Genomic DNA, 22,076 nt, shown 5'->3' on the forward strand with positions numbered 1-22,076 from the left:
TGCATCTGTGAGTGCCGAAACGGTTTCATCGTGCCTGCGAGAGGCGCGCGCCTCTTTAGTACCTGACTGGCTGGCGCTTTACTTCAAGAGAATCAAGCTGGATGTACCCACCGATATAAGTGCCGACACGCTGACTGATATCCACTTTGCCCACGCCAGTACCATCGCGTATGACATGCTCGATGTTTTTCTTGGCATCGCGCCTTCCTTTGACATGGATCAGATCGGCGACAAATTGATTTCGGGCGGCCGGGGCGGCGGTTGCACGCAAATGAACGGTTTGCTGGCCGTGGTGCTGGAAACACTTGGTTTCAGTGTCCGGCGAAGTCTGTCGGCGGTATCTCGTGAAGACGGGGCCATGAACCTGTCGACCCATATGGTGTTACTGGTGCGGGTCGAGGATGAAGAGTGGATATGTGACGTTGGATTTGGCTATCGGGGCTTTTTGTACCCCTTGCGCTTATTGCACAACGCGCAGGTTGTGCAAGGTGTTCATGAATATCGAGTGCAACGGGTTGGCACCTCCATGTGGGGCATCCAATATCGGCGCGGTGTGCAATGGATAAACATGTATGTACTACGAGACGCCAGTTACGACGCTCATGAATTCGTGGTCGGGCAGTTTTTCAACGCCTACTCACCGTTGTCACCCTTTAAAAACAATCTGGTGTGTGCCCGGCCATCTCTTCAGGGGGGCTGCTATCTAATCAATAATGTTTTGGTGTCCATCCAGCAGCATGCGCGCAATCGCCGCATTGTCACGTCATGCCATGAGCTGGTGGAGGTGTTGGATGAATACTTCGATATTGAACTTGAGGCTTGCGACTTTGTGTCGCTGCCCGTCGATATATTTAATGGTTCACGGTCACTAAAGGAATAATAAAATGCCGTCTTGTTTAATTGCCAACCCTGTATCAAACGCCAATATTCTGGTTCGTTATCTGAAAGAGCGAGGGGTTGATTGCTACGCGATCATTGAACTCGATAAAGTGGCGCGGATTCCGAAACTCAATGCGAAAAAGAAAGGTGAGTTTCAGGCCGAACTCTATAAAGGCATATTTACCAGCGAAGACCAATTACCTCCCGTGGAGAGTGGTTTGTTCGATGCTGTGTTGGCGGGCAGTGAAAATGGTGTGTTTCTAGCGGAAAAACTCGCCGCTCATTATTCGTTGCCAGGGAACGACCCGGCTACCTCCTTTCGACGTCGACACAAGGACCAGATGCAGCACTCGCTGGCACAAGCGGGGCTGGCATTTATTCCCACCCTTGTCCTCGACGGGCCCGAAAGTGTAGGGCCGGCGATTGCAGAGTGGGAGCACTATCCCTGCATTCTCAAGCCGCAATCGTCCGCCGGTGGCGAAGGTGTGCAACGGTGCAACAACCGCGCTGAGCTGCAACACGCGCTGGACAGTACCTCTTGGGACACGTTTTCTGCGACCTGGACGGTCAACGACCACTTTTTGATCCAGCCCATGATTCGAGGGCCTGAGTATGTGGTGGACATGGTGGCTTGCGCCGGCCAATACGTGGTTTCAGCAGTTTGTCGCTATGTTCGCAGTGACGAACTAGACATTGTCGGCTGCGACTTCGTCAAAAAGTTCACCTTCATGCTGCCGCTCGACGCGCCGGTCTGCCAGGCCTTGAGCGAGTACGCCAAGCGCGCTGCCAAAGCCCTCGACATCACCTATGGCGCGGTGCATATGGAGTTGCTCATGGGGACGGACGGGCCGGTGATGATCGAGGCTGCGGCTCGCATGCACGGCACCATCACCCCGAAATTGTTCGTCGAGTGCTACCAATCATCGCTGCTGGAGCAGGTGTACGAGGCGTATTTCGGCGATGCCGGCAACATGCGCGATGCAGTGCTCAAATCCCCGGCCATTGTTTCTGATGTCATTTGCATCGAAAGTGGTGTTTTTTCAATCAGCGAACCGTTGCTGGAGCAAAGCCTGGCGCAATTGAAGTCCTTCAAGGGCTATGTCTGCGTCATCGGTGAAGGCGACGATTACAAGCCGACCCACGATTTGATTTCGTCACCGATGAATGCTTGTTTCTGTGACACCGATACCGATCGGTTATGGGCCGATGTGACCGCGTTTGATCAGGCGGCAGAGCGCCTGTTGGGTGGGGTCGCTTTTGGCGAGGATGGCTGGCGCTCGATTCGCCGTACCTATGACGAGTACCTGGTGGGCTGACAGGCTCGGATGACGAACGCCGCCCGAGGGGCGGCATTCTGAGCAGGAGGGTGTTCGGTATCAAGTCAGCCATCAACGTCAAAAAATCACCGAATCAATAGTCATCCCCGCGATCGGTAATGTCCTTCTCCACCATCGGCGTATCCGGATCATGCCCCGCCGGGAACTTGCCCTTCAGATTCCACGCAAACGCAATAATCTCGGCAATCGTGCGATACAACTCCTGCGGAATACTCTCCCCCAACTCCATCCGCGCCAACAGTTTCACCAGCTCGGGGTTTTCGTAGATCGGTACTTCGCATTCGCGGGCAATCTTCAGAATGGCTTCGGCCAGTGCTTCGTCACCTTTGGCCGTGAGGGTAGGGGCGTGGCTGCCGTCGTACTTGAGGGCGATGGCCTGGCGCGGGGTGTTGGGGTTTTTCATGCGGTTTCGTCGACCCAGCGTTGTTCGAGACGGGTTTGAGGGCCTTGTGGCGGTGTGCCGAGGTGGCAATCGAGATCGCCGACATTCAGGCCGGACGCCAGCAGACGCTGGCGCAGTTCGGCCAGATGACTTTCGATCAGGCTGGCGGTGTACGGGCGTTCGGCCCACAACTGGCTGGACAGGCTGCCTTTGATCAGTTGTGCCTGAATCTGCAACGGGCCCAGGGGCTCCATGTCGAACGCCAGGTCCACTCGCCACAATTGTTGTTTGGGTTCGCGCTCGTCGCGGCGTTCGTTTTGCTGATCCTTCTCGGGCGCTTCTTCGCGCTGGAACTTGACCTGCAACGGCACGATGTCCTGCAGATTGCGCATCGGGATTTCCAGTTGCCAGGTACTCATCAACCGACCGTCGTCAGTGACGCCGGTCTGTTCCAGGCTCGACAGTTGATGACTTTGCAGGCGTGAAACCGCCGCTGCAGCCAAACGCAGCAAGTGTTCGAGATCGCCTTCGCCGTCCATGCTTTGGAGCAGGCGCTCGGGCAGCGGGAAGCGGGTTGGCGGCGGTTTGGCGCTGACCTGACCGAGCATGCCGAGGGCGCTGCGCACGAAGCTCGGCATGGCCTGGGCCAGTGTGTTGGCGGCAATGATCGCGCTGAGATTGGTGTTGGCCGGCAGGCCTGGCGTCAATTGTGCGATCAGCTTGAGCAGATCACCTTTCATGTCCGGGGCCAGCGTCGGGTTCTGACCGCTGAGCAATTTGGCTTCAAGGAACAGGCCGCTATTGGCCAGTGCCTGGGCCAGCCCCTTTGGGGTGCTGAGTTGTTGAGCATCGGGCAGGCCGGCGAGCAACTTGTCGACGGCGGCACGCAGATCACTGGACGTCTGGTCCGAGGCCGGCAGGTTTTGCAGGAGTTTGAGCAGGCCATCCAGCGAGCCTTGGCGGCTCTGTTGGTTGACCAGTTGCTGGGTCACCGCCAATTGCTCCTGGCGGCTGCTCAATGGCACGAACTTCAATGTCTGGGTGTCCTGCACCAGCGCGCTCAGCAAGGTGCCGATGCGCAGCGGCGTCGGGCTGTCGATGTTCAGGGTGCTGCCGCTCAACGCGGTGTTGAGCAAGCTCACCATCGAGCGAAACACCGTCGGCTGGCCCGGCACCTGCGGCAACACTTGAGAGGTCAGTACTTTGCCTTGCAGCAGGGTGCCGACGGGCAGTTGCGCCGTGTCGATACGGGTGAGAGTGGCGATGCTGGAGGCGATGGCCTGTTGCACGGTGACGGCCAGATTACTCGCCGACGGCTGAGTGATCGCCAGGCTGGTGCCCTGAGGCAACGGTTGGCTGCTGGTGGCCTGGACCGTGGTCTGACGGCCGCTGTCGAGGGTGACCTTGAGCAACAGTTGAAAGGTTTGATCCGCCTGCTTGAGCGACAGCACTTCGGCCTTGGCGGTCTGGCCGGCAGTGATCAGGCCCTCCATCGGCGTCAGTAACTTCAGCAGGTCGCCACTCACCACCAGCGGTCGCGAAGTCGCGGGCGTGGTTTGCGGGAGCGGAAGGATGTTCATTTCGCCTGTCATACGCGGTCACAACCTGAGGAAATTGCCCTCTTGAACAGGGCGTGTTGACGTTAAATGATGGATCGCGTTGGCGTTGTGAGCGGGCCAGGCAAGGCGCAAGACGCCGGTAAGGGTCGTTTCCTTACCAAGTCTTGCAACGCAGCATGGCTCGCTCACAACGCCAACCCGAAGGGCCGCTACCCCGGAAGGCGCAATACGTCGTTACTCGTTACATACTTGGAATACCAATCTTCGCTTCTCATGCCTAGTCTTGCGCCTTCCGGGGTAGCGGCGCGACCATCATTTAACGTCAACACGCCCTGTTGGGGCATGGCATGTATAATGCCGCCCCGTTGCACTCGGGGCGCTGAAAACATTTCAAATACTTGATCCAGCTCCTTAGAACGGGCCGCCAATGCATTTATCCTGCATATCTTTAACGGCCGCTCCACTGCCGACTTGAACCCAAAAGGCCCGTGATCTCTTGACCAGTCCTGTCCTGCAAACCGTTGCCCTCGCCTGTGAGCGAGACCTTCGGCTGCTCTTCGAAAATCTCGAATTGAGACTGGCCAGTGGCGAAATGTTGCAAATCAGCGGCCCCAACGGCAGTGGCAAAACCAGCCTTTTACGCCTGCTTTGCGGGCTGATGCAGCCGACTGCCGGTCAGGTGCTGCTCAACGGCCAGCCATTGAACGAGCAACGTTTTGAGCTGGCGCGTAACCTGCTGTGGATCGGCCATGCCGCCGGGATCAAGGATTTGCTGACGCCGGAAGAGAATCTGAGCTGGCTTTGCGCCTTGCATCAACCGGCCTCCCATGAGGCGATCTGGCAGGCGCTGACCGCTGTCGGACTGCGCGGTTTCGAGGATGTTCCTTGCCATACGCTGTCTGCCGGGCAGCAACGCCGGGTCGCGTTGGCGCGGTTGTACCTGGAAAGCCCGCCGCTCTGGATCCTCGATGAGCCCTTCACCGCGCTCGACAAACAAGGCGTGGCGCAACTCGAAGAACACCTGGCCGCACACTGCGAGCGCGGAGGCATGGTGGTCTTGACCACTCACCACACGCTGACCCGGATGCCGGCCGGCTATCGCGACATTGATCTGGGGAACTGGGCCGTATGAGTGTTTTCGGCCTGTTGGTCGCCCGTGAAGCCCGATTGTTGTTCCGCCGCCCGGCGGAGTTGGCCAATCCGCTCGTATTCTTCGCGATCGTCGTTTCCCTGTTCCCGTTGGCGGTGGGACCCGAGTCTCAATTGTTGCAAACCTTGTCTCCGGGACTGGTCTGGGTAGCGGCCCTTTTATCGGTTTTGCTCTCGCTGGACGGGCTCTTCCGCAGTGATTTCGAAGACGGATCGCTTGAGCAGTGGGTCCTTTCGTCGCACCCCCTGCCTCTTCTGGTTTTGGCCAAGGTACTGGCACACTGGTCCTTCTCTGGCCTGGCACTGGTTTTGCTCGCTCCATTACTGGCATTGATGCTCGGTTTGCCAACCGCCTGTCTGCCGGTGTTGCTGCTTTCCTTGTTGCTGGGTACACCGGTGCTGAGCCTGCTCGGTGCGGTGGGCGCAGCCCTGACGGTGGGATTGAAGCGCGGTGGCCTGTTGCTGGCGCTGCTGATTCTGCCGTTGTACATCCCGGTGTTGATTCTCGGCAGTGGCGCCTTGCAGGCGGCATTGCAGGGCATGCCGGCGACCGGTTATCTCCTGTGGCTTGGTAGCCTGACCGCCCTGGCGATAACCCTGACACCTTTTGCAATCGCTGCTGGCCTGAAGATCAGCGTCGGCGAATAATGAGGTCTGGTCAATTTTTGATCAGTAAAGACCCTTGGCTCTTCATAGCGAAGAGCAACCGTGATGGAAACAGTAATGAACTGGACTTGGTTTCATAAGCTCGGCTCGCCCAAATGGTTTTACGGCATCAGCGGCAAACTGCTGCCTTGGCTGAGTGTCGCGGCGTTGCTGCTGATCAGCGTTGGTGTCGTGTGGGGCCTGGCCTTCGCGCCGCCGGACTACCAGCAAGGCAACAGTTTTCGCATCATTTATATCCACGTTCCGGCCGCCATGCTGGCCCAGTCCATCTACGTGATGCTGGCGGTCTGTGGCATCGTCGGGCTGGTGTGGAAGATGAAGCTGGCCGACGTCGCCCTGCAATGCGCGGCGCCCATCGGCGCCTGGATGACCGCCGTGGCGCTGGTCACCGGTGCGATCTGGGGCAAACCGACCTGGGGCTCGTGGTGGGTCTGGGATGCACGACTTACGTCCATGCTTATTCTGCTGTTTCTGTACTTCGGTCTTATTGCGCTGGGCAATGCGATCAGCAATCGTGACAGTGCCGCCAAGGCCTGCGCGGTATTGGCGATTGTCGGCGTGATCAACATCCCGATCATCAAATACTCGGTGGAGTGGTGGAACACCCTGCACCAGGGCGCGACGTTCACCCTCACCGAAAAACCGGCAATGCCCGCCGAGATGTGGCTGCCACTGCTGCTGACGGTGCTGGGTTTCTACTGTTTCTTCGGCGCGGTGTTGCTGCTGCGCATGCGTCTTGAAGTGCTCAAGCGCGAAGCCCGCGCCAGTTGGGTCAAGGCCGAAGTGCAGAACAGTCTGGAGGCCGCTCGATGAGTTTTGCTTCATTCGGCGACTTCCTCGCCATGGGACATCATGCCCTGTATGTCTGGTCAGCCTATGGCATCTGCCTGGCAGTGCTGGCCCTCAACGTGGCGGCGCCAATCCTGGCCCGCAAGCGGTATCTGCAACAAGAGGCGCGTCGTCTGCGCCGGGAGAACGGCAAGTGAATCCGCTGCGCAAAAAGCGTCTTATCATCATTCTCGCGATCCTGGTCGGCGTCGGTGCTGCCGTCGGCCTGGCCCTGAGCGCCCTGCAGCAAAACATCAATCTGTTTTACACCCCGACCCAGATCGCCAACGGCGAAGCCCCGCAAGACACGCGCATCCGCGCCGGCGGCATGGTCGAGAAAGGTTCGCTGCAACGTTCCGGCGATTCGCTGGACGTGAAATTCATCGTCACCGACTTCAATAAATCCGTAACCATCACTTATCGCGGCATCCTTCCGGACCTGTTCCGCGAAGGGCAGGGCATCGTTGCCCTGGGCAAGCTCAACGCCGACGGCGTGGTGGTGGCCGACGAAGTGCTGGCCAAGCACGATGAAAAGTACATGCCGCCGGAAGTGACCAAGGCTTTGAAAGACAGTGGTCAATCTGCTCCAACGCCCGCGAAGGAGGGTTGATCGATGACGTCTGGACTGTTTATTCCTGAACTCGGCCATCTGGCCATGATTCTGGCGCTGTGTCTCGCGCTGGTTCAGGCCGTGGTGCCGTTGCTCGGTGCCTGGCGCGGTGACCGCTTGTGGATGAGCCTTGCTCAACCGGCCGCCTGGGGGCAATTCGCGTTTCTGCTGTTCTCCTTCGGTTGCCTGACTTACGCCTTCATGGCCGACGATTTTTCCGTCGCCTATGTGGCCAGCAACTCCAACAGCGCCTTGCCGTGGTACTACAAGTTCAGCGCGGTGTGGGGTGCGCATGAAGGGTCGTTGCTGCTGTGGGCGTTGATTCTCGGTGGCTGGACCTTTGCGGTGTCGGTGTTTTCCCGACAGTTGCCGCAAGTGATGCTGGCTCGCGTGCTGGCGGTGATGGGCATGATCAGCACGGGTTTCCTGCTGTTTCTGATCCTCACCTCGAACCCTTTCGCCCGTATCCTGCCGCAGATTCCTGCGGACGGTCGTGACCTCAACCCACTGCTGCAAGACATCGGCCTGATCGTTCACCCGCCGATGCTGTACATGGGTTATGTCGGTTTCTCCGTGGCCTTCGCTTTCGCCATCGCTGCACTGCTGGGCGGTCGTCTTGATGCGGCGTGGGCTCGCTGGTCCCGTCCGTGGACCATCGTCGCCTGGGCCTTCCTCGGTATCGGTATCACTCTCGGTTCATGGTGGGCGTACTACGAACTCGGCTGGGGCGGCTGGTGGTTCTGGGACCCGGTAGAAAACGCCTCCTTCATGCCTTGGCTGGTGGGTACGGCGCTGATTCACTCGTTGGCGGTCACGGAAAAACGTGGCGTGTTCAAGAGCTGGACCGTATTGCTGGCCATCGCCGCGTTCTCGTTGAGCTTGCTGGGGACTTTCCTCGTACGTTCCGGCGTGCTGACCTCGGTTCACGCCTTTGCGTCCGACCCAGAACGCGGTGTGTTCATCCTGATCTTCCTGCTGTTTGTAGTCGGTGGTTCGCTGACGTTGTTCGCCCTGCGCGCTCCGGTGGTGAAGAGCCACGTTGGCTTCAACCTCTGGTCCCGGGAAACCCTGCTGCTGGGTAACAACCTGGTGCTGGTGGTGGCGGCCTCGATGATTCTGCTGGGCACGTTGTATCCGCTGATCCTCGATGCGATGACCGGCGCCAAGCTGTCGGTCGGCCCGCCGTACTTCAACGCACTGTTCATTCCGTTGATGGCCTTGCTGATGGTGGTGATGGCGGTCGGCATGCTGGTGCGCTGGAAAGACACCCCGGTCAAATGGCTGATGAGCATGCTGACCCCGGTGTTGCTCGGCAGCGCCGCGCTGGCCGTGATCGCCGGTGTCGCTTATGGCGATTTCAACTGGGCAGTGATTGCGACCTTCATGCTCGCCGCCTGGGTGTTGCTGGCCGGTGTGCGTGACATCTTCGACAAGACTCGCCACAAAGGCCTGATCAAAGGCCTGCCGACCCTGACCCGCAGTTATTGGGGCATGCAGGTCGCTCACCTCGGCATCGCCGTGTGTGCCCTTGGCGTCGTGCTGTCGAGCCAGAACAGTGCCGAGCGCGACCTGCGTCTGGCGCCGGGTGAGTCCATGGACCTGGGCGGTTACCACTTCGTGTTCGAAGGTGCCAAGCATTTCGAAGGCCCGAACTTCACCTCCGACAAGGGCACCGTTCGGGTGATCCGCGACGGCAAGGAAGTCAGCGTGCTGCACCCGGAAAAACGCCTCTACACCGTGCAGAACGCGGTGATGACCGAAGCCGGGATCGACGCCGGTTTCACCCGCGACCTCTACGTCGCACTCGGCGAACCGTTGGGCGATGGCGCCTGGGCCGTTCGCGTCCACGTCAAACCGTTCGTACGCTGGATCTGGTTCGGTGGTCTGCTCACCGGTTTGGGCGGGTTGCTAGCGGCGTTGGATCGCCGTTACCGAGTCAAGGTGAACAGCCGTGTGCGTGAAGCACTGGGCATGACGGGAGCCACGGCATGAGACGTTGGTTGATGCTGTTGCCCTTGGCGATTTTCCTGGTGGTGGCTGTTTTCCTTTATCGCGGTCTGTTCCTGAACCCGGCCGAGCTGCCCTCGGCGATGATCAACAAGCCGTTCCCGGAGTTTTCCCTGCCGGCGGTGCAGGGCGACAAGACACTGACCAAGGCGGACATTCTGGGTAAACCGGCACTGGTCAACGTCTGGGGGACCTGGTGCATTTCCTGCCGGGTCGAGCACCCGGTGCTGAATAAACTGGCCGAGAAGGGCGTGGTGATCTACGGCATCAACTACAAGGACGTCAACGCTGACGCCTTGAAGTGGCTGGTGGAATTCCACAATCCGTACCAGCTGGACATTCGTGACGACGCAGGCACTTTGGGTTTGAACCTGGGTGTGTACGGCGCTCCGGAAACCTTCTTCATCGACGCCAAGGGCATCATCCGTGACAAGTTCGTTGGTGTGATCGACGAACAGGTCTGGCGCGAAAAACTGGCGGCCAAGTATCAGGCGCTGGTTGATGAGGCCAAGCCATGAAGCGCTGGATAGCCGCCGCGGTATTGGGTTTGAGCATGGCCGGCGTGGCGCACGCGGCCATCGACACCTACGAGTTCGCCAAAGAAGGTGATCGCGAGCGTTTTCGCGAGCTGACCAAAGAGCTGCGTTGCCCCAAGTGCCAGAATCAGGACATTGCCGATTCCAACGCACCGATCGCCGCTGACCTGCGCAAAGAGATTTTTCGCATGCTCGGCGAGGGCAAGGACAACCAGCAGATCATCGACTTCATGGTCGACCGCTACGGTGATTTCGTCCGCTACAAACCCGCTCTGAACGCCAAGACTGCTTTGCTCTGGTTCGGCCCTGCCGGCCTGCTGCTGGGCGGTTTTGTGATCATCGCCGTGATCGTCCGCCGTCGTCGCGTGCAACGCGCTGACACCAAGGATGAGCTCTCTGCCGAGGAGCGTGAGCGCCTCGACCACCTGTTGGATAAAACCAAGAATGATTGATTTCTGGCTCGCTGCAGGTCTGCTACTTCTGGTTGCCCTGAGTTTTCTGCTGATTCCCGTTCTGCGTGGTCGTCGCGCCCAGCTTGAAGAGGATCGTACGGCCCTGAACGTCGCGCTGTATCAGGAACGCGTGGCTGAGTTGCAGACTCAGCAGGAAGAGGGCGTTCTCGACGCCACGCAAATGGACACCGGTCGCGCCGAAGCCGCCCGTGAATTGCTCGCCGACACTGAAGGCGCCGAGGCGCCACGTGTGTCCCGCCTGGGCAAACCGTGGCCCTTGCTGGCGGCGATTCTGGTGCCGGTGCTGGGCCTCGGCCTGTATCTGCATTTTGGGGCGAGCGACAAGGTCGAACTGACCCGTGAATTCTCCCAGGCGCCGCAGTCGATGGAAGAGATGACCCGTCGCCTGGAGCGTGCGGTCGCGGCTCAGCCGGATTCGGCTGAAGGCCTGTATTTCCTCGGTCGCACGTACATGGCTCAGGATCGCCCTGGCGATGCGGCGAAGATCTTCGAACGCACGGTGAACCTGGCCGGTCGTCAGCCGGAGCTGTTGGGTCAATGGGCGCAGGCTCAGTACTTCGCCGACGGCAAAAAGTGGTCGGACAAGGTTCAGGCCCTGACCGACGAAGCACTCAAAGCCGATCCAAAAGAAGTCACCAGCCTTGGCCTGCTCGGTATTGCTGCCTTTGAAAGCCAGCGTTATCAGGACGCCATCGATTACTGGAATCGCCTGCTGGTGCAACTGCCACCGGAGGACAGTTCCCGCGCCGCGCTGCAAGGTGGCATCACTCGGGCCACCGAGAAACTCGAAGCCAGCGGTGGCAAGGTCGCCCAGGCGCCCGCCGCCAAGGTGGCGGCACTGCTCAAGGTGCGAGTGGATCTGGCTCCAGAGCTCAAAGCCAAGGTCCAGCCGGGCGACAGCGTATTCATTTTCGCCCGCGCCACCGCAGGGCCTCCGGCACCCCTGGCCGCCAAACGCCTGACCGTGGCCGACTTGCCGGCGACCGTCGAGCTGGGCGACGCCGATGCAATGATGCCGCAGTTGAAACTGTCGAACTTCCCTGAAGTCCAACTGGTTGCGCGCATCTCCCGCGCCGGCAAACCCACTGCCGGCGAATGGATCGGTCGCAGCCAGCCTCTGGCCAGCAGCACCACGACGCAGCAAACACTGACCATCGACAGCCCGGACAAATGACAGGAAACGCCACTATGACCGCCATCGCCCGTATCACCCTGCTCAGTATGGTTTTGGGGTTAAGCGCTTGCGTGGTCCAACCGCAGCAGCCTGAACGGCTGCCACCGATCCCGCCGTCGCAGCCACGTCCGACGCCGTCCCCGACACCGGGCAAGCCGAGCATCCCGGCCAAGCCCGCCAAACCGCTGCCACGCACCTCCGCCAGCTTCGCGCCGCCGCCGGGTGGCAACAGCCATTGGGACGCCAAGCTCGGCGTGTACGTTCTCGATGATCAGACCAACACCTTCTACCGCCAGCGCACGTACTACCGCTGGGACAACGGCTGGAGCCGGTCGATCAGCCCGAACGGGCCATGGGAAGAGACAGACATCCATGGCGTGCCGGGCGGGTTGGGACGGCAATTCGGGGAGTAAACAGAAACGGCGATCCTTGGATCGCCGTTTTGCTTTTTGGAATCTGAAAAGATCGCAGGCTTCGCCAGCTCCTACAGGATCGTGTACGACAATGACCGACGGGTGTACTCGATAAAGGTAGGAGCTGGCGAGGCCTGCGATCTTTTGATCTTGATTGTGTAGCTCAGGGGCACAAGGCATAGAACACATGCGTCATATACAGCGGTAAAAGAGGATTGCCTCACTCGTATCCTGTCCTTGACGCTTGTGCCTGCTCGGCGAGAAGCGTCATTGCTTTCTCGCTGGCAGTGTCGCGCCGGTTTTTATAGTCCATCAAATCGGCAAAGCGCACACGTCGGTGCTTGCCTGTTTTGTGGTAGGACAACTCGCCGGATTCAAGCAGCTTGATCAGGTGCGGGCGTGAGACGTTAAGCAGGTCGGCGGCTTCCTGGGTGGTCAATTCGGCGTGAACCGGGACTACTTTGACAGCGTTGCCCGCTGCTAGCTCAGCCAGAATGTCGACCAGTAACCTGAGGGCTGAGGTGGGCAGTTCGACAGTGTGAGCTTCATTCTGCTCGTCGAAAATCTGGATGTGCTGAGTTTCGAATTGAGTGGCGAGGTAGGCAGCCAGAGCGCGTTGGCCTTCGCTAGCAGCCTGAACTTCGCGCTCCATGGGTAGATTGATCGGTGGATGGATGACTGGCGACATGATGGTTTCCGACATTCTGAAAAAACAATGCTGGAAGGCTATTCGAATCAAACGAAAATCGCAATAAACGAAACGAGTAGGTTTCAGGCCTCCTTGGCCAACAACCCCTGCACATACTGCACAAACGCCCGAGCCTTCGCACTGGCCATTCTGCCCGTGGGAAACACCGCCCAAAGGTCCTGATTCGGCAACGTCCAATCCCTCATCACTTCCCTGACCGCGCCGTTGGCCAGTTCCGGGGCAAACATCCATTCGGACGCCATGGTCAGCCCTTGATGGGCAAGCACGGCTGCACGCAGACCTTCGGCGGCGTTGACGCGGATTCGCCCGCTGATGATGACGGACTGATCATCAGTCCCGTTGCGCAATTGCCAATTGGCATTACCGCCCAAGGTGTAGATGACCGCTTGGTGTTTGCTCAGATCGGCAGGGCAGGTGGGCTCGCCGTGTTTTTCGAAATAGGTGGGCGTGCCCAGCACCACGCGTCGACACTCGGCGATCTTGCGGGCGGTGAGGCTGGAGTCGCTCAAGGCGCCCATGCGCAAGGCGATGTCGACGCCTTCTTCCACCAGATTGACGTTGCGATCGTCCAGCATCAAATCGATGTTCAGGCCCGGGTTCTGATCGAGAAATGGCCCCAGGTGCGGAACGATGTGCAGCCGGCCGAAGGTCACGGCGGCGCAGATGCGCAGATTGCCGGTGAGGCCGCTGGCGGCACCGCGAGCGGCATTGTCAGCCTCGTCCGCTTCTTCGATGGCACGCTTGGACCGTTCGAAAAAGGCCAGGCCAGCTTCGGTGGGGGTCAGGCCTCGGGGCGAGCGCAACAGCAGCCTGACCGCGAGGCGCGCCTCCAACTGCGCGATGGCTTTCGAGACCGCGGGCTGGCCGATATTCAAGCGCCGGGCAGCGGCGGAAAACGAGCCGGTTTCCACCACGTAGACGAAGGTTTCCATTGCGCCGAGGCGGTCCATCCGAAGTCCTTGTGAAGATCAAATTGTGGGAGCGAGCCTGCTCGCGATGATGGCGGAACATCCAGCATTAATGTGACTGACAGTCCGCCATCGCGAGCAGGCTCGCTCCCACAGGGGAATTGATGTTGTTGGTTAGAACGCAGCTTTGCCGATTGAGGCGCCGCCATCGACAAACAAGGTTTGCCCGGTGATAAACCCGCTCTGCTCGGACAACAAAAACGCAATCGCCGCCGCGATTTCCTGCGGTTGCCCCAACCGCCCCATCGGCACACCGGCCAGATACCGCGCTTCACCCTCACTGCCCGGCGGATTGTTGGCGCGAAACAGTTCGGTTTCGGTCGGGCCCGGGGCCACGGCGTTTACCGTTACGCCGGTTTGCGCCAGTTCCAGCGCCCAGGATCGCGTGAAGCTTATCAACGCCGCTTTGGCCGCCGCGTAGGCGGTGCGTTGCGTGATACCCAGCACGGTCAGGCTGGAAATGTTCACCACCCGACCCCAGCCCTTGGCGCGCATGTTCGGCAGCAATGCCTGAGTGGCCTGCAATGCCGAATGCAGGTTGACCCGCATCACGTCGTCGAACGTGTCGAGGTCGATTTCCCCCAGCACCTGCGGGCGCACCAGACCGACGTTATTCACCAGCCCGTCGAACTCATAAGTCCTGGCCAGATCAGCCAGCACTTCCTGAGTCAGTGCCCTGTCGCTCAGATCCAGCGGAAACAGGATGCCGGGAAAGCTCAGGTCGGGCGATCGGGCGATTCCGACCACCCGATGCCCCGCGCGATCCAGATGCTCGGCGACCGCACGGCCGATGCCTTTGCTGGCGCCGGTGATGAGAAAGGTACGTCGGGTCATTGCACACTCCTTGAAAAACATGCCGCGGCTCAGGCGGCATTTGATCGGTTCAGCCGCGAATCGCATCCAGCATCGCGTCAGGCTCAGGACGCTGAGTGTAATCCGGGTTGACCTCGGCGTAACGGATCAGGCTGAGCGAAAGTATTCATTCTTGGGAAGAATGCCGCGGCCCGCAATCACACTCTGTAAAACAACCGAGCGTCGCGTTTCGGATTTTTGTGCTTGAGTAAAGATAACTCTAGGGTTACTTTTGTTTGAGCCTGAGCAAGGAGGCTATTGGTGCAGAGCAGGCTATTGATCAAGGAGTTGGAGGAGGCTGGCTGGATGCTGGATCGGATTGCCGGCAGTCATCACCTCTTCAAACACCGATACAACCCGTACACGATTCCCGTCCCTCATCCGAAAAAGGATTTGCCGAACGGGACGGTCAAAAGCATCAGGAGGCGAGCCGGGCTGTATTGCCCGGGAGCCAGTTATGCAGGAGATCCATAATGCAATATCCAATCTGTATCGAGTGGGGCGACGAGAACACCGCCATCGGTATTCAGATCCCCGATATTCCAGGCGCCGTAACGGCCGGGGATACGTTTGAAGACGCCTACAACGCGGCGGTCGAGATTGCCCACATCATGCTTCAGGAGATTGCGGCTGACGGGGAGTCGATTCCCATGCCTACATCTGCTGCCGCCCACCGTGGGAATCCGGACTTTGCCGACATGGGCTGGGGAATGCTGGAGCTGGACATCGCGCCATACATGGGCAAAACCGAGAAGGTCAATGTGACGCTACCCGGTTATGTGATTCAGCGTATTGATCGTTATGTGCGTGAGCACAATGTCAAAAGCCGCTCTTCATTTCTGGCAGATGCGGCGATGGAGAAGTTGGTTCGGCACTGAGTGATTTCAGTCATACAGCAATCGCAGGCAACCTCGCTCCCGTAGGAGCGAGCGGTGCCGCGGTCCGACTTGCCCGCGATGCTTTTAAAGCTTCACGCCGTCGCCAACGAACGCTTCTCTGAAACACTCAAAAACCGAATCAACGCCAGCAGTGGAAACGCGCTACCCACAATCACGATCCACAACCAGCCGCCGTGTTCATACACCGCACTGGCCACCGAGGAGCCAAACGCCCCACCGATAAAAATGCTGGTCATGTACAGCGCATTCAGGCGGCTGCGGCTTTTGGCGTCGAGGGCGTAGACCGCGCGTTGGCCGAGGACCATGTTCATTTGTACGCAGAAGTCGAGCACCACGCCGGTGACGGCGAGGCCGATAACGCTGTAGACCGGATGAATGAACGCGGGCAGAAAACTCAGGCTGGCGAACAACAGGGCGAGCAGTGAAGCAACGCGGGTGTGGCCGGCATCGGCCAGTCGACCGGCAATGGGGGCGGCAATGGCGCCGATGGCCCCGACCAGGGCGAAGATCGCGATCTGGGTTTGCGACAAGCCATGATTGCGCGCCAGTTCCAGTGGCACGGCGGTCCAGAACAGGCTGAAGGTGGCGAACATGCACCCCTGATAAAACGCGCGCTGACGCAACACCGGTTGTTGACGCAACAGGGTCCACAGCGAGCCCAACAACTGGCCATAAGAAGCGCTGTGATCAGGCTGGCGCTTGGGAATCGTCAGCGCCAACACCATGCTGATCGCCGCCATCAGCACCGCTGCAATCACAAACATCGCACGCCAGCCAAAATGGTCAGCCACCACGCTGGACACCGGTCGCGCCAACAGAATCCCCAACAGCAAACCGCCCATGATCCCGCCGACCACACGGCCACGAGACTCTTCCGGCGCCAAGTGCGCAGCCAGTGGAATCAGGATCTGCACCGACACCGAACTGAAACCCACCAGCAGCGATATCAGCAAAAACACGTTTGGCTGATCGGTGAACGCTGCACCCAACAGACTGGCAATCGCCACCACGGTCGTGATGATCATCAAGCGGCGGTTTTCCAGCAAGTCACCCAGCGGCACCAGGAAAAACAAACCCAACGCATAACCGATCTGGGTCAGCGAAACGATCAGGCTGGCCATGGTGCTGGTCAGGCCGATGTCCGGCGCGATCAGGCCGATGATCGGTTGGGCGTAGTAAATGTTGGCAACGATGGCGCCGCAGCAGAAGGCAAACAGCAGCACCATGCCTCGGGTCATTGTTGCGGTGCCGTGGGGCACTGGGGTCGTTGGATTCATAACGGGTCTCACTGAGCAAAGGAGAATGCGCGCAGGCTAAAGGGCTATCGGAATGGGCAGAAGAGGGTTTGGAGTGATAGCAATCATTCCGTTGCGGAATGAGTGACGGACGTTTGTGATGCCCATCGAGGAACCTGGCGTCAAAACATTGAGGTCCGATGATACATTCACTTACATCCTGTTCGATAGCGTGCTTATGTTCTCTCTTCACGTTTCATAAACGGAAGGCACTTCCATGAATGCGATGTTCCGTCACCTGATTCACGGCGCTTCAATGGTTACCTTGATCGGCTTGTTCACGGCAGGTCTTGCCCAGGCTGCTGACGCACCGGGTATGCGCATCGGCGTTCGCGGCGAGATCACCGGGGTCAGCCCCGACGTGCTGAAAGTCCACGTCAACAGTGGTGAAAACGTGGTCATCAATCTGACCCAGGACACCAAAGTCCGCGCGGTCACCCTGGCCAATATCGAAGACATCAAACCCGGCAGCTACATCGGTTCGGCAGCCATACCGCAGGAGGACGGAACCCTCAAGGCACTGGAAGTCCATGTCTTTCCACCGGAACTGGCCGGCAGCGGCGATGGCCATCGGTCCTTCGACCTGGCCAAGGGCAGCAGCATGACCAATGGCAGCGTCGGCGATTTGGTCGTCAGCAATGGTCGGGTCTTGACCGTCAACTACAAGGGCGGCCAGCAGAAGATTCTGGTGCCGGAGGATGTGCCGATCGTGAACCTGGTGCCGGGGGATCGCAGCTTGCTGAAGGTGGGCGTGAAAATCGTGACGTTTGTGACCCAAAGTGCTGACGGGACACTCACCGCGCAATCGATCGCGGCCGGCAAGGATGGCGTGACACCGCCGATGTGATGGCCCAAGAGAAAATTTGATTGCACGCATTTTCCAAAGCCCCATATAGGAGACGGACTTAGCTCTGCGAGCTTTTGATTCTGATCTTAATTGGATCTGAAAAAGGCGAAGGATGAAAAGGTGAATTACTCAGGCCGTCCTTCTAAACGAACGGTATACCTGTCGCTGAAAGTTTAATTTGAAGTTAAGTTGCGTAGATTTTGAGGGGTATGCACGCGCTGTATATAATTTACACTCGCTAACTTCAGATAATGCTGAGTTAGCGAGAGTTTATCTCAAGTTCAGGTCGGTCAGCTAGGTTTTTGTAGTGTCCGGAATGCATCATCCCATAGGTTTAAATTGTCTTTCCATATACATTGCATGGATAGTTCGGATTGTCGGGTGGCAAGAGATTTTTCAAGAAGTGTCATTAAGTCTTGTTCTCTAGAGCTATATGGCCTATCAGAGGCTCTGAGCAGAGTAGGCGCAAGGTTTTTTATGATAGATGTGCGCGCTCCAGCTATGGAAGGCTGGTTCAATAGCTCCACCGCAAAATTCCTAGTGGCTCGGTTCTTAACTAGTGATTCAAACTCTTTATAGTCTGTTTCAATGTTGAAGTATTGCTGTATTAAGATTTTTGACATTTTTACGCGTGAGGTATCATCGGGGCAGATTTCTAGGATTGCCTGCGGAATAGTTATGTTCTTCTTGTTGTTGTCATTGCTCTGGAAAAAGAAAGCGATGGCTAGTATCGTAATTAATCCTCTTTTTGTCGTGTGTGTGGAGGTGGCGTCAAGAATTAATTCTAAGTCGATTTTCATATGCAAAACGCCTAGAAAAATTATTTTGTTTCCTATCTCTGAAAGCGAAGCTATGCAGCTTTCGTCCTCCCAAACTTCTTTGTCTAGGTGGAAGAGCAGGGGGGAGTAAAACCTGGCAGTATCCCTATTTGCAGCAAATTTCAGGAGCGTTCTTAAGTTCTCTGATAGAGGAATAGATAATGATTTTATATTGACAGTTGAGAATAGTGTAAGCTCTGACAACTGTTCAATTGCTATTGATTGGGTTTGGGTTGAGGCGATTCTTAAACTATTAGAAAATAGAGAGAGGTCGTCGTTGTCCCGATAAGAGAGTTGCATGCCACAACCAAAAAATGGTGTTCCTGTATTTGAAATGTCTTGCGAAAATGGTAGTTGTGAGTTTCCAACGTCAAGATGTTCAATGTCAATACCAGTGTGCTTCCAGCGATTTTGAGCTCCGTGCCAATCTGCAGCAGTTCCAAACTCTCCAGACACAATTTGCTCCGCAAACATATCTGCTTGTTGTTGATTGCTGATTAGCGATAGAAAACAAGATAGCTGCCACGGTACCAACGAGATCAAATGTTTACCTTGATATGGCTCTATTGAACCAATTTTTTTTATGAACTTGGCAAGTAGCACCGCAGAAGGGTTGTCTGAGAATTCTTTTGCTAGAAGCAACGGTTGCCATGCTTCGCTCAACTCATTGTGAGCTACAAATGAAAAATTATTCTTGCAGTCTTCAGGTGTTCTTAGAATTAGTTTAAGTTCGGTCGGTTTGTTTTCTATTGTTATGCTGCAGCATCTGTCATCGCTGACACTTCGCCAATTTGAAATTATCGAATATAGTTTTTTATGGTGTGAGTCGAGCTTTGTTAATAGTTCATCTTCTGTTTCAAATGGTTCAAATGCATGAATAAATTTTTTGGTGAAAGCGCCTATTTCTGATCCTATTTTTAATGGGTTGCTTGCGCACAATGCTTTGACTATATGGTTGATTATTTCAGTCGAAGGGAGTGGTACTGGAATAGTTTTCAATATTTCTATTGTGTCAGGGGTGCTGTTAGGCCATAGTTTTATGGCTAGTTCTAGAAAACTCTCCGGTTTTTTCTTTGTTAGGAATAATAAGAAGGCCCAAGCTGTGATTGCTGCAGATGTTGAGTTGTATGAGATTTTTTCAGTAAGTGCGGATCTTACTATGTCATCAGTTTGTTCCTCCGTTAGATTTTCAAGTCGCTTGTCAAATGACGTTCCGCCGCTGTTAAGTAATTCCATTGCGTGCGTTGCTAACATTCTGCGAGATACAGGGTGATCCATTCCAATCCCATCGACAAATAATTCCAGCGCAAGTTTTGAGCCAGAACGGATGAAGTTGTCAGGTTGAGTGGTTTCAATTTCTCTTGGTATACAAACTATTGCATGTCGAAGGTGGTGGAGTACATTTTCTGAAAAGCAACGACTGGCGGCGATTAGAAAAACATGTCTCCAATGTGACATTCTGGCAATATGGACCAGCCTTTTTTGAACCGAGTCTGGTGGCCCAGAAGTTAAAGCTCCCGCTGCCATAAACTCTTGTAGTGAGCGGACGTCAAATGTGATTTTTCCCTCGTCTCTGGCGGAGAGAAGTACCAGTCGGTGTAATGCCACCTCAACTAGCTCTTTGCTTCTGCTTGATATTTCTGCCTCGTTGAAACCTTCTGATCTGAAATAGTCTTGGACTAGTTGTAAAAAGCGATCTGCATTTAAAAAGGCTTGGGCTGCACCGGCATGCTCGCTATCTGTTTGTAATATTAAGCCCGCTCGTTGGTGAATTGGTCCTAAAACGTTCCAGTTTCTTTCCAGTATTTTTTGATTCTCCCCTCCTTTGGCTTTTTCTCTTTTTCTGAGGATTTCAAAGTATTCACTGAACAGGGTCCACCTTGCGCTAGGCACACTGCCGCCAGTATCTACAATCATATGCATAATTGTTACTTGGAGAGGACTTATCATCAGTCTGGATATGGTCGGGTTTGTTGCTGCAGCTTTTAAAGCGGTAAGAATGTCGTTGCGTCTGTAAACGTCATCTGGATAGCGTACTTGACCGAGTACTTCTCCATAGGCGATTGCGTCTTTTGATGAAAGGTTGTCCAGAGTCCAATGCTCCCACGACTCTTCGGGGAGATCGTCGTTGTAGCCTTGAGGTCTTGTCGTCACAATCAATAAAATATCTGCAGAAGCGTCTGCGATTTCACCTTCAAATGTGGCTATTGCATCGAGAATTGCGAGTCGTTCACCTGATGGTGGTACTTCATCTAACCCATCTAAAATAACAATCCATGGATAGGATTTTAACCACGTTCGAAGATCTCGTTTGTCAACTTTCGTATCGCTAGCAATTGAAAACTCGCTGCATATTTGTGTGATTAGAGATGGCGCTGCCATGTTTTTCGCTCTCGCCGAACTAATGGCATCTGCGAATCTTGGTAGGGCAAGGAAAATTGGAAATCTTTTGGTGATGTTAGGTTGTATTAACTGTTCGTTTGCGCGGTCTAAAATTTCTTTTGTTAGCTTTTTGGTTTGAAAGTCAGTGGATTGATTTGACCAGTCGTTTAATATTGCCGCTCTAAAAAGCTGTGCTGCAAACATGCTTGCTGTTGATTTTCCTTGACCAGGCCCGCCAAGTATCACAATTTTATTTTTACACGACTTTGAGGCCTTCAATCCCTCGTTTTTGTCATCTGTCGGTAGAGTGTCTAGCTTGTCTTTTGCCCGGTCAGCTAGTTTGGCTACGATTTTTTCCGATTGTTCTAGATAAAGTTGTTCTGTGAAGTTGTTAGTGTATATAGGCAAATCGATAAATATTTGGCTTGTTCGTATTTGTGGTTCCGCGACATCGCCAGCGTCTCGTAATCTGGCAAATTGATCTCGTCGTAATGAGTTTCTTAATGCTTTTCGCATAGCATCCTGAAAATTAACTTCCTTAAAGTTTATTTTTTTCATCACATTTTCAAGCACATCTCCTGGCGTAATCCATGCCGCGTATGTTTGTCTGACGTCTTCAAAGCCGGCTAGTAAATCTGAGATTTTGTCTGCGGGCCATACATCATGCCCTTCTATACCTATGTCCTTCTGCCAATCGTCAAGTAATTTAGATATTTTTGTATATCCCCCTTCTGTTGTTTTTCCTGTGGTTGTTTTTCCGTCGGCCCCTGATAGCCCGATATTTGTAGCAAGAATATAGTATGCCGGTCTTCTGATTTTTCTAGTAAGATACTTCTTCTTTTCACCAGCGATTTGCTTTTTTAACCAAGCTAAATTTTGAGCCGGGGTTTGTAGGGTTTCTTTGAACTTGGCTTGAACAACTAAGTATCCACTCCATGAATACCCATTAATAGGTCCCTCGAAAGTGAAGTCTCGAGCACCGTCAGATCCTGATGAGTAGACTATTCCGGCGCTTCCGAAGACTTTAAAACAAAGCGCTCGAATCAAACGTTCAAACGAAGTAGAGTTTAGTCGGGAAAAATCGATGTTTTCCATTTCTTTTCCATAAGTAATTGGTCTTTGTATGTGTGATTGTTGCATAAATAATCAATGGTGGCACTTCGTTGCGTTGTTTGTCAATTTTTAAGTGAGGGTCATAGGTGCTAAGCTTTTGAGAGGTATTGCTTATTATTGTCTTTATTGGGTTTTCAGTGCTTTGATTTATTAAGTTGCTTTAATGTCTTAGTGATTGTT

General features: G+C 55.6%; 22 protein-coding genes. 15 read left to right on the forward strand and 7 right to left on the reverse strand.

The genetic code is table 11. The features are described 5' to 3' along the window. The first annotated feature begins 7 nt into the window (after window positions 1-7). Both KGB03_RS23705 and KGB03_RS23710 read left to right on the forward strand, forming a co-directional pair. Window positions 8-880 (forward strand): arylamine N-acetyltransferase family protein, encoded by an 873-nt coding sequence (locus KGB03_RS23705; RefSeq protein ID WP_223529352.1) that lies wholly within the window; start codon window positions 8-10, stop codon window positions 878-880. 4 nt (window positions 881-884) lie between these two features. Then, window positions 885-2,195: an ATP-grasp domain-containing protein gene (locus tag KGB03_RS23710; protein WP_223529355.1), complete on the forward strand. Its 1,311-nt coding sequence runs from the start codon at window positions 885-887 to the stop codon at window positions 2,193-2,195. Window positions 2,196-2,289: 94 nt separating this feature from the next. On the opposite strand, the gene KGB03_RS23715 is transcribed toward KGB03_RS23710, so the two are convergent. Together KGB03_RS23715 and KGB03_RS23720 are read right to left on the reverse strand one after the other, a co-directional pair. Continuing rightward, window positions 2,290-2,619 carry an EscU/YscU/HrcU family type III secretion system export apparatus switch protein gene (locus tag KGB03_RS23715; protein ID WP_223529366.1) on the reverse strand — a complete coding sequence of 110 codons (330 nt, stop codon included), beginning with the start codon at window positions 2,617-2,619 and terminating at the stop codon, window positions 2,290-2,292. Next, complete coding sequence (locus KGB03_RS23720) at window positions 2,616-4,190, reverse strand: flagellar hook-length control protein FliK (protein ID WP_223529369.1); 1,575 nt, start codon at window positions 4,188-4,190, stop codon at window positions 2,616-2,618. The genes KGB03_RS23715 and KGB03_RS23720 overlap by 4 nt, the downstream gene beginning before the upstream one ends. 463 nt (window positions 4,191-4,653) lie before the next feature. On the opposite strand from KGB03_RS23720, the gene ccmA reads away from it, so the two are divergent. The 10 genes from ccmA to KGB03_RS23770 all read left to right on the forward strand — a co-directional run bounded on the left by ccmA (window position 4,654) and on the right by KGB03_RS23770 (window position 12,013). Continuing rightward, a complete protein-coding gene (gene ccmA, locus KGB03_RS23725) occupies window positions 4,654-5,289 on the forward strand; it encodes a cytochrome c biogenesis heme-transporting ATPase CcmA (RefSeq protein WP_007894233.1) in 636 nt (211 codons plus the stop codon). Then, window positions 5,286-5,954, forward strand: a complete 669-nt coding sequence (gene ccmB, locus KGB03_RS23730) for a heme exporter protein CcmB (protein ID WP_008155797.1) — start codon at window positions 5,286-5,288, stop codon at window positions 5,952-5,954. Before ccmA ends, ccmB begins: the two co-directional genes overlap by 4 nt. A gap of 75 nt (window positions 5,955-6,029) precedes the next feature. Next, window positions 6,030-6,785 carry a heme ABC transporter permease gene (locus KGB03_RS23735; RefSeq protein WP_111451896.1) on the forward strand — a complete coding sequence of 252 codons (756 nt, stop codon included), beginning with the start codon at window positions 6,030-6,032 and terminating at the stop codon, window positions 6,783-6,785. Beyond that, window positions 6,782-6,958: a heme exporter protein CcmD gene (gene ccmD / locus KGB03_RS23740; RefSeq protein WP_008145547.1), complete on the forward strand. Its 177-nt coding sequence runs from the start codon at window positions 6,782-6,784 to the stop codon at window positions 6,956-6,958. The genes KGB03_RS23735 and ccmD overlap by 4 nt, the downstream gene beginning before the upstream one ends. Beyond that, on the forward strand, window positions 6,955-7,410 hold the full coding sequence (gene ccmE / locus KGB03_RS23745; protein WP_054596313.1) for a cytochrome c maturation protein CcmE: 456 nt from the start codon (window positions 6,955-6,957) through the stop codon (window positions 7,408-7,410). The genes ccmD and ccmE overlap by 4 nt, the downstream gene beginning before the upstream one ends. 3 nt (window positions 7,411-7,413) lie before the next feature. Next, a complete protein-coding gene (locus KGB03_RS23750) occupies window positions 7,414-9,402 on the forward strand; it encodes a heme lyase CcmF/NrfE family subunit (protein ID WP_223529372.1) in 1,989 nt (662 codons plus the stop codon). Then, the gene (locus tag KGB03_RS23755; RefSeq protein WP_192406821.1) at window positions 9,399-9,935 is read left to right on the forward strand and encodes a DsbE family thiol:disulfide interchange protein; all 537 of its coding nucleotides are present in this window, start codon (window positions 9,399-9,401) and stop codon (window positions 9,933-9,935) included. Before KGB03_RS23750 ends, KGB03_RS23755 begins: the two co-directional genes overlap by 4 nt. Continuing rightward, the gene (locus KGB03_RS23760; RefSeq protein WP_129442231.1) at window positions 9,932-10,405 is read left to right on the forward strand and encodes a cytochrome c-type biogenesis protein; all 474 of its coding nucleotides are present in this window, start codon (window positions 9,932-9,934) and stop codon (window positions 10,403-10,405) included. The genes KGB03_RS23755 and KGB03_RS23760 overlap by 4 nt, the downstream gene beginning before the upstream one ends. Beyond that, window positions 10,398-11,600 carry a c-type cytochrome biogenesis protein CcmI gene (ccmI, locus tag KGB03_RS23765; protein ID WP_223529380.1) on the forward strand — a complete coding sequence of 401 codons (1,203 nt, stop codon included), beginning with the start codon at window positions 10,398-10,400 and terminating at the stop codon, window positions 11,598-11,600. The genes KGB03_RS23760 and ccmI overlap by 8 nt, the downstream gene beginning before the upstream one ends. 14 nt (window positions 11,601-11,614) lie before the next feature. Continuing rightward, window positions 11,615-12,013 (forward strand): hypothetical protein, encoded by a 399-nt coding sequence (locus tag KGB03_RS23770; RefSeq protein WP_111451899.1) that lies wholly within the window; start codon window positions 11,615-11,617, stop codon window positions 12,011-12,013. Between the two features lie 220 nt (window positions 12,014-12,233). Here the strand turns inward: KGB03_RS23770 and KGB03_RS23775 are convergent, their stop codons facing one another. The 3 genes from KGB03_RS23775 to KGB03_RS23785 all read right to left on the reverse strand — a co-directional run bounded on the left by KGB03_RS23775 (window position 12,234) and on the right by KGB03_RS23785 (window position 14,524). Continuing rightward, the gene (locus tag KGB03_RS23775) at window positions 12,234-12,701 is read right to left on the reverse strand and encodes a helix-turn-helix domain-containing protein (RefSeq protein WP_223529382.1); all 468 of its coding nucleotides are present in this window, start codon (window positions 12,699-12,701) and stop codon (window positions 12,234-12,236) included. 83 nt (window positions 12,702-12,784) lie between these two features. Next, complete coding sequence (locus tag KGB03_RS23780; RefSeq protein ID WP_223529384.1) at window positions 12,785-13,672, reverse strand: LysR family transcriptional regulator; 888 nt, start codon at window positions 13,670-13,672, stop codon at window positions 12,785-12,787. A 132-nt stretch (window positions 13,673-13,804) separates the two neighbouring features. Next, entirely contained in the window at window positions 13,805-14,524 is a 720-nt protein-coding gene (locus KGB03_RS23785) for an SDR family oxidoreductase (RefSeq protein ID WP_111451903.1), read from the reverse strand. A 279-nt stretch (window positions 14,525-14,803) separates the two neighbouring features. Here KGB03_RS23785 and KGB03_RS23790 point away from each other — a divergent pair, with 279 nt between their 5' ends. Beyond that, entirely contained in the window at window positions 14,804-15,016 is a 213-nt protein-coding gene (locus KGB03_RS23790; RefSeq protein WP_218536509.1) for a type II toxin-antitoxin system HicA family toxin, read from the forward strand. Next, on the forward strand, window positions 15,016-15,420 hold the full coding sequence (locus KGB03_RS23795; protein WP_056742059.1) for a type II toxin-antitoxin system HicB family antitoxin: 405 nt from the start codon (window positions 15,016-15,018) through the stop codon (window positions 15,418-15,420). Before KGB03_RS23790 ends, KGB03_RS23795 begins: the two co-directional genes overlap by 1 nt. A gap of 92 nt (window positions 15,421-15,512) precedes the next feature. On the opposite strand, the gene KGB03_RS23800 is transcribed toward KGB03_RS23795, so the two are convergent. Continuing rightward, window positions 15,513-16,718: an MFS transporter gene (locus KGB03_RS23800; protein ID WP_223529386.1), complete on the reverse strand. Its 1,206-nt coding sequence runs from the start codon at window positions 16,716-16,718 to the stop codon at window positions 15,513-15,515. Window positions 16,719-16,953: 235 nt separating this feature from the next. Between KGB03_RS23800 and KGB03_RS23805 the strand changes: the two genes are divergently transcribed. Beyond that, window positions 16,954-17,583, forward strand: a complete 630-nt coding sequence (locus KGB03_RS23805; protein ID WP_223529388.1) for a hypothetical protein — start codon at window positions 16,954-16,956, stop codon at window positions 17,581-17,583. A 290-nt stretch (window positions 17,584-17,873) separates the two neighbouring features. On the opposite strand, the gene KGB03_RS23810 is transcribed toward KGB03_RS23805, so the two are convergent. Then, window positions 17,874-21,878 carry an NACHT domain-containing protein gene (locus KGB03_RS23810; RefSeq protein WP_223529390.1) on the reverse strand — a complete coding sequence of 1,335 codons (4,005 nt, stop codon included), beginning with the start codon at window positions 21,876-21,878 and terminating at the stop codon, window positions 17,874-17,876. Window positions 21,879-22,076: the final 198 nt, after the last annotated feature.

The organism is Pseudomonas sp. BF-B-26 (genome assembly GCF_019956495.1).
GTDB lineage: Bacteria > Pseudomonadota > Gammaproteobacteria > Pseudomonadales > Pseudomonadaceae > Aquipseudomonas.